The 7,818-nt window shown below is 46.3% G+C and carries 6 protein-coding genes; all 6 read left to right on the forward strand.

Annotated features, from left to right (window positions below; translation table 11 throughout):
• Nucleotides 1-128: 128 nt before the first annotated feature.
• Entirely contained in the window at nt 129-1,409 is a 1,281-nt protein-coding gene (locus A3751_RS11780; RefSeq protein ID WP_068456162.1) for a glycosyltransferase family 4 protein, read from the forward strand.
• A 19-nt stretch (nt 1,410-1,428) separates the two neighbouring features.
• Nucleotides 1,429-2,628: a glycosyltransferase family 1 protein gene (locus tag A3751_RS11785; protein WP_068456165.1), complete on the forward strand. Its 1,200-nt coding sequence runs from the start codon at nt 1,429-1,431 to the stop codon at nt 2,626-2,628.
• A 37-nt stretch (nt 2,629-2,665) separates the two neighbouring features.
• A complete protein-coding gene (locus A3751_RS11790) occupies nt 2,666-3,937 on the forward strand; it encodes an alkaline phosphatase family protein (RefSeq protein ID WP_082863211.1) in 1,272 nt (423 codons plus the stop codon).
• 60 nt (nt 3,938-3,997) lie between these two features.
• Nucleotides 3,998-6,001 (forward strand): hypothetical protein, encoded by a 2,004-nt coding sequence (locus A3751_RS11795; protein ID WP_068456167.1) that lies wholly within the window; start codon nt 3,998-4,000, stop codon nt 5,999-6,001.
• A 10-nt stretch (nt 6,002-6,011) separates the two neighbouring features.
• On the forward strand, nt 6,012-7,109 hold the full coding sequence (locus tag A3751_RS11800; protein WP_197466298.1) for a polysaccharide biosynthesis/export family protein: 1,098 nt from the start codon (nt 6,012-6,014) through the stop codon (nt 7,107-7,109).
• Nucleotides 7,110-7,115: 6 nt separating this feature from the next.
• Nucleotides 7,116-7,818, forward strand: a 703-nt coding sequence (locus A3751_RS11805) for a hypothetical protein (RefSeq protein ID WP_197466299.1), incomplete at its 3' end; no start/stop codon positions are given.

The following is a 7,818-nucleotide window of genomic DNA, read 5'->3' on the forward strand; positions in this document are numbered from 1 at the left end:
ACGCTTCGAGAGCCCCACATAAATCACTTATAATTCAATAGCTTATAAAATTTCACATTTATTGGCACGACTTGGCCGCCTAATTGCTCAACTAAGACTATTCACATACTTTTGAGCTTACAGGTCCAATGAAACAGCTTAGTCAAAACCACATTCTTCATGTTGTACGTCGCTTCTCTTTAAACCATTGGGGCGCGAGCGAGCAGACGGCCTGGAGAACAGCAACATCGCTAAAGCGAGAAGGTATTTCCAACTCGATCATTGCGACCAGTGCACTTTCTCAGCCAGGGCCTGAATTTCTTGAGCAAATCAGTATCCAACGATTTGACTACATTTACCCTCAGCTATTGTTAAGCCAAGAAAAATCCAAGCAGTTAGACCTCAAAGGTGGAAACCCATACTCCTTAGGACTATTGAGAGCGGCTTGGAGCACACCTTGTAAGCTGTTCCATTGCCACACGCATTCAAGACTTGCTTCGACCATTCGATTGGTCGCGAAGCTGCGTAAGATTCCATTCGTCGTGTCTCTGCATGGCGGGGCATTTCGCATTCCGAATTCAGAGCTTAGCTATCTCGAGCAGCTCTCGTCCGGCTTCAGTCGCTATGGCTTTTTATTGGACAAGGTGTTTAAGCCGCATCGCGTTCTAGCTGACGCATCTGGGATCATCTGTCCTAGCTATGAGGAGCTCACCGCTGTGCGTAAAGCTTTTCCGCTCAAGCCAAGCACTTACTTACCAGCGGGTGTTGATATCGAGCAATATGCAAAAAAGAGCGCGAAGGGTCTACGCGCAAAATACAGCATTTCAGACGACACCTTCGTGCTGCTCTGCTCTGGTCGAATTGATAGCCAGAAAAATCAGCTTCTGTTAATTGAGATGATGCATGCGCTTTCTCATAACCGAAGCAATCATTTTCACCTGATCTTAATGGGGCACTTGTCGAACGCAAACTACTTTGAAGAAATCAAACAACAGGTAAGAAAATACGGCCTGCAGAAGAGCGTGACATTGGTGTGTGATTTGAACAGCGATTCTGAAGAGCTAATTGCAGCGTACCAAGAGTCCGACGCGCTAATCATCCCGTCGATCCACGAACCGTCATGCCTCCCAGTGCTAGAGGGTTGGGCTGCTGGATTACCTGTTGTTGCATCCAAAATCTCCAGCCTGACTCACCTTGTCAATGAAAAAGAAACAGGCTTGCTGTTCAACCCCTTCAGCCCCCGAAGTCTTGCTGAGGCGCTCACTGAGCTCAAAAACAACCCAGAATTACGGGAAAAGCTAATACGCAATGGCCACGACACCGTGAACAAGCACTTTACTTGGGATCACTACGCTCAAAAGCTGATGAGTTTCTATGAGGAAGTGGAAATGTTCCACGCAAGCCAATCAGCAGCAAATATCATTTGTTAAATTCTGCGAGGAACATTCTATGACGATCAACAAAAACACAACATCCAAACACCCTCATGTTCTGGTCAGCGGTCTGGTCTACGATAACGGGAAATCTGGAATTGCTGAGTACACCCGGCAAATGGTGACAGCGCTGTGCGCTCAAAATACAGTCAGCATCGCTATGTTAAAAAAAGACATATCGGAGTTTCCGGTCGAACAAAACAGGCTTCAGATTGTGCCGGTTTCTAACCTGTTCGCACACCCGGTAATGAGCATACTTTGGCACATATTTCTTCTTCCCTTGCTCGCGTTCAAGCGACGCTATGATTGGGTTATTCTTCCTGCGATCAATCGACGCATGGGGCTCTGGTACCCTAAGCCTACCATTGGCATAGCCCACGATCTGAGCCAGTTTTCTGTTGATCAAAAATACGACCTGTTTCGAACCTTGTATGTAAAATTCCTACTCCCCATTTGCACAAGAAACCTAACGCACATCATTGCCATCAGTCACAACACAAAACGAGATCTAACAAGGTTTTGGAACATTCCGTCAGACAAGATGTCAGTGCAGTACAACGGCTACGATCACGCTCGCTACAACGCGATTGAAGACTCGGAAGAATTCAACGTCTTGGCGCATTATCAACTGGAAAACCCTTACCTGATTTACGTGTCGCGCATCGAGCACCCTGGAAAAAATCACGTGCGCCTCATAGACGCCTTTGACGCTCTAGACGACGCACTCACAAAAGATCGATCGCTGGTTTTTGCGGGCGGAGATTGGAACGGTGCAGAGCAAGTAAAAGCACATGCTGCAAATGCCCGAAAAGCCAATCAAATCCGATTCTTGGGCTATGTTCCCGTCGAAAACTTGCCCGTACTCTATCGACAAGCAGATCTGATGGTCTTTCCGTCTCTATACGAAGGCTTTGGTATTCCGCTGGTTGAAGCCATGGCATGTGGCACGCCAACGCTATGCTCTAACAATTCTGCGCTTGGTGAGATCGCTGGCGACGCAGCATTTACCTTCGACCCCACTTCTGTATCGAGCATCGCTGAAGCGTTAACAGGCGTGATGTCAAGCGCGCACTTAGCAAATCAAAAGATCGATCTCGCGAAGGCACATTGCACTCAATTTAGTTGGGAGCAATTGGCTGCACACCTAAACCGAAAAATGAATCAACAAACACTAAAAACCACGCTTAACGGCTTCGTAAAATACGCGAATCACTGAGCCTGAAAGTCCAAGAACATATTTCTGGAGAAAAGCTATGCAATACAATCAAAGCAGTACTGTGCTCAACAACGATCTTGCCTTTTACAGCAAATCAGACGAACAACACGATTCCACAACGCGATCCGATAAAGTTAAAGCAGACAAAATCGCAATCTACACATTTGTAGATGCATTTGGCTGGGAGGTCTATCAACGCTACGGTTTTCTCAATGACTTGATGCCCTATGCACGTCGTCTGGAAACCACCTTTGGATTTTCTTCTGCGGCCGACCCCTCTATTTTAACCGGACGTTTTCCTGACGAGCATGGCCATTGGTCGGCATTTTACTACGACCCGGAGAATTCACCATTTAAATGGTTCAAATCGCTATCGTATCTTCCAGGCGTCATCTTCGATCGCTGGCGCGTTCGACATTGGTTGAGCAAGTTCATCAAAGCAGCCTATGGATACACCGGCTACTTCGAGCTGTATAGCGTGCCCTTTGATAAGCTGCCGCACTTCGATTACCTCGAAAAGCGCGACTACTTTGTGCCTGGTGGGATCCTGAAGACAGATACCATCTTCGACTGGTGCGCCAATAACAAAGTACCTTACTACTGCTCCAACTGGCGGGAATCCGAAGAAACGGTGGTGGAAGCCAACAAACGGGAAATAAGCAAAGGCGAGATCAAAATGGCCTATGTATACCTACCTAAGCTCGATGCCTTAATGCATAACTATGGCACCAAGCATGACAAGGTTAACGAGAAGATTCGATGGCTTGAAGATCAGGTTCTGGATGTCTATGAGACAGCCAAACAGCACTACAAAGAGGTGTCGCTGTATGTCATTTCCGATCATGGAATGGCCGATGTCTCAGGGAGCGTCGATCTTATCAAGAAAATCAACGGTCTTGGTCTCACCTATGGCGAAGACTATGTTGCTATGTATGACTCCACCATGGCTCGTTTCTGGTTCCCGAACCCTAGCGCCCGCGCAAAAGTGGAAGAATGTCTGAGCCAAGTAGACGAAGGCAAGATCGTGTCTGAAGACGAGCTTAAACAAATGAGAGTTCCACATGAAGGAGCGAAGTTTGGCGAGCTATTCTTTTTGATGAACCCCGGTATTTTGATCAATCCGAGTTATATGGGGCTAAAAGTCATTCCAGGCATGCATGGATATCACCCGCACGATAAAGACTCTTATGCGTCGATTATCAGCAATCGTCCAATACCGGAAAACATCAACTCAATTACCGATATTCGTAAAACAATGCAACACGAGTTAGAACAATACTGTGTTGGCACTGTTCCTGCTGATAAGTAACGAAACAGCGATATAAGTCGCTAATTCCGTTAATTTTTTTCAGAATGCGAATACATAATTATGATGACGCAAAACGCACAACAAGCAGCTGGAGCAGGAATCGATCTGCATACCTTTTGGGTAAGCATCCAGTTCAAGCTGCTTATACCAGCGCTAGCGGCCATCATAATATGTTTAGGTACATTTAAACTTACCAAGGTACTCATTCCGGACCAGTGGGAAGCAAGTAGCTTTCTCATCCGACACGCGAAGAACATGTCTTCTCAAACAGACATGCCTTATCTGTACTTAAAAACAGACATCAACACGCTTCTCGAAACCATTTTGCTGCGCGAAAACCTTCAGCAAGTGATTGATCAACTAGAGCTTGGCATCACTCCCGAAGAGCTGCATCGCAAAGTGCGAATCAACAAGACAGGCAAGTCTGATGTAATTGAAGTCAAGGCGACGTGGTATGACCCAGCGGTAGCCGCTGAGATTGCCGACTCAATTGGCAAAATGTTTCTAAAAAACTACACCCGAATTCAAAATGCGGCGACAGAAGAAATACATCAGTATTATCAAAGAAAAATCGATATCACGCGTGAACAACTTCGTACCGCAAAACAAAAGGAAAGCGAGTTTAGGTCTCAGAACAACGTGCTCGACTTCGAAGCGCAAAAAGAAAACCTGTATAGCTACCTTGCCCAACTCGAACTGCGCTATGTCGATGAAGATGTGAAGCGCAATGATTTGTCTGCGCAGTTTGCGCATACCAAATCACAGCTTGCTGGCACGTCCAACAAAATCATCATTTCCGAGCTTTTGCGCACCAATGAGGGCAATCGCAGTAAGGCACTGCGAAATGAGCTTGAGGTACTGCGCAAGCGCTATACCGAAGACAATCCCAAGGTTCAGCATTTATTGCATCAAATCTCGGTGCTGGAAATTGAGGAACGCTCTCGCGTTGCTTCAGATCCTAAATTTGATGAAGTCGAATATGGTCCTAACCCGCTGCATGAGGAGCTCTCAATACGCCACATGGAGCTCGAGTCACAGCTGGTTGCAACAAAGGGCAACCTTATCGCATACCGAGAAAGCATTGCGAGTATCAAAACCCAGATCGCGCATTTGGCGCAGCTTGCTCAAACGCACTACCGATTGATGCAAGATATCGAAGACAAAGAAGACTTGATATCCAAGCTCAATACTAGAGTTGTAGAAGCCAATCTCGCCTTAGAATCTAATATCAGTGACTTCGACATTCTTCAGGAAGCACAATTACCAGAATTTCCAAAAAGATCTTTCCGCAAGGTCATTGCAATCGCGCTGGCCATCTTCATCGCAGGCGTGATCACGTTGTACATCCTGCTGAAAGAGTTTGTGAACACCTCGCTCAAAACTGCGCACGATCTGCAATTCATCGAAGGCGCCTCTATCGCCGCGGTGCTTCCAAATAAAGACGAAGTTCCTGAACAGCTGTTCTACTCGCAGTTCCAATTACTGTTCTCAGAGATCGCTGCAAAAATCAAAGGCGCAGATTCCAAACTTCTCACCATATCCAGCATGTCCGATGGAGAGGGTAAATCTTTCATTGCCGGCGAAATTGCTTCGTTGTTTGTGAAGCAGGGTAAGCGTGTTCTATACATCGAATCTGAAGAGTACCTGGAAGATATTTCGCAAGACGCCATCATCAACAACGCGCTTTATGGCTCATCAGGCTTGAATACCGTTTCACCAAACAAAGTCTATGAAGGGCTCGACAAGGCGTACTTTCAAACCGACAAGCACATTTATCTCGATGTTCTCAATGATGAAAAGATCGGACTATTTCTAGAGCACTGCTACCAACACTACGATTTGGTTGTTTGGGACATATTCCCGGCGAATCGACATCTGCAACTATTTCGCACCATTGCCCAGTGCGCAGAATTTAATTTAGTTCTCACCAAGAGCCGTAACACGCCAAAGAAAGTGATGAACCAAACCGTTGCCATGATGAATGCATGGGGGGTTCGAAATATCGGCCTTCTTATCAACGCGTTACCGAAAAAATATATCCGTAGTCAGCTGGACTTTAACTAAGGTGATCACGATGCTTTTTACTTCTATTTCACTCGTACACACAAAGAGAAATCTGCTTAAGGCCTTGTGCAGTCAAGGTATTTTCTTGTTCCTAACGTTGACTATTTCCGGCTGTGCCAATCAGGACGTCGTATCGGATAACACGTTCCCTGATCAACTAGATATTTCAGAAACGGGTCTCACGGTCACGGAAGAGCAGATTCAACAAGACCGTAACTTCTTAAAAAGTCTCCACACGCTAGAGAACAACGAATACCGAATCGCGTCGGGAGACAAGTTTAATATCTATGTCTATAACGAGTCCGACCTTGATACCAAAGGCATTATCGTCAAGATGGATGGCACCATTACCTGCAAACTGATTGGCGAGATTCAGGTAAAAGACCTGTCTATTCCGAACGCAACGGCGGAGATCGAGGCGGCGCTAAAAAAGTATATTCACTACCCTAAAGTGTCTCTTATCCCATACGAAATGCGTAGCTCGAGCTTTACGATCATGGGCAAAGTCACGAAACCAGGCTTTTACTACTTTGACGGCTCTATTCGCCTCGCAGACGCAATCGCAAAAGCGGAAGGCCTCTCAGTTGGTGTATTCGACAACAACACCATCGAACTGGCCGATCTACAACATAGCTTTGTTCGTCGTGGTGACGACATACTCCCGATCGACTTTGACGCGCTCCTTCGCAAAGGCGATGCGCTGATGAACATTCCTTTGATTAACGGCGACTATATTTTTATTCCGTCGGCAATGAACCAAGAAGTGTATGTCATTGGTGAAGTGAATAAACAAGGTTACTTTGGATTCAAGCCGAACATGACAGCAGGCCGTTTACTGGCGCATGCTGAAGGCGTCAAAAACAGCGCGGCTGACGAGATTGTCGTGATTCGCGGTAACCTGCAGCATCCGCGCCTATATAAACTTTCGCGAGACGAAATTCTCACAGGTACTAGCCGAGACTTTCGACTTGAACCCAATGACATTGTCTATGTGCCGAAAGGTATTCTAGGTCAGTGGAATGCGATCTTATCTGAAATCGTGCCGACCTTAGAAGCCGCTGTCACCGCCTTTGATATTGATCGAGAGATCAGTGTAAGGGTTAAGTAAGCAATCATGAGCGAGCTCAAGTATGTCATCTTCTTTACGGTACTCCTGATTGGAGTACCGGTGGGCTATTTCCTAGCACTGCGCTATAAGTGGATCGAAAATCTTGTCTTCTTTCTGTTCGTCTTCTTTACCTGCGAGATGGTCGATATTAACTTTATCTCGATGGAGACCTACCGAGGGACTTCGAAGGGGTTCGAGTTCGGCATGGTAGATATTGCCATGTACATCATCTTGCTGCTAGCCGTTAAACGATCACCGGTTTATGGTGTTCGCTGGTTTCCTCCAGGAAGCATCCTCTACATCATTTATCTACTGATCTCTGTCAGCTCGATCGTACACGCTGACGTCTACATCTACTCCGCGTTTGAGATCACCAAAATGCTGCGAATGCTTCTCTACTTTTGGATCGCATTTCAATATATCCAAACCTCAGAGCACATTGAGATGTTCATGAGCTCCGTCGGCATCGTCATTTTCTATATCTTCACGTCTGTCGTAAAACAAAAGTATTTACTGGGGATGTTCCAAACGATGGGACCGTTCCCACACCAAAACTCACTCACCTTATACATTTCGATTCTAGGGTCACTGGCGCTTGCGAAAGTGTTGAACGATCGCTCTGCTAATGCGCCGTTGTGGTTCTTACTGTTTGGCATGTCAGCCTTTTGCGTGCTGTCTACGCTTTCCAGAGCGGGCCTCGCTTTGTTTG

The sequence above is a fragment of the Oleiphilus sp. HI0080 genome (genome assembly GCF_001635135.1).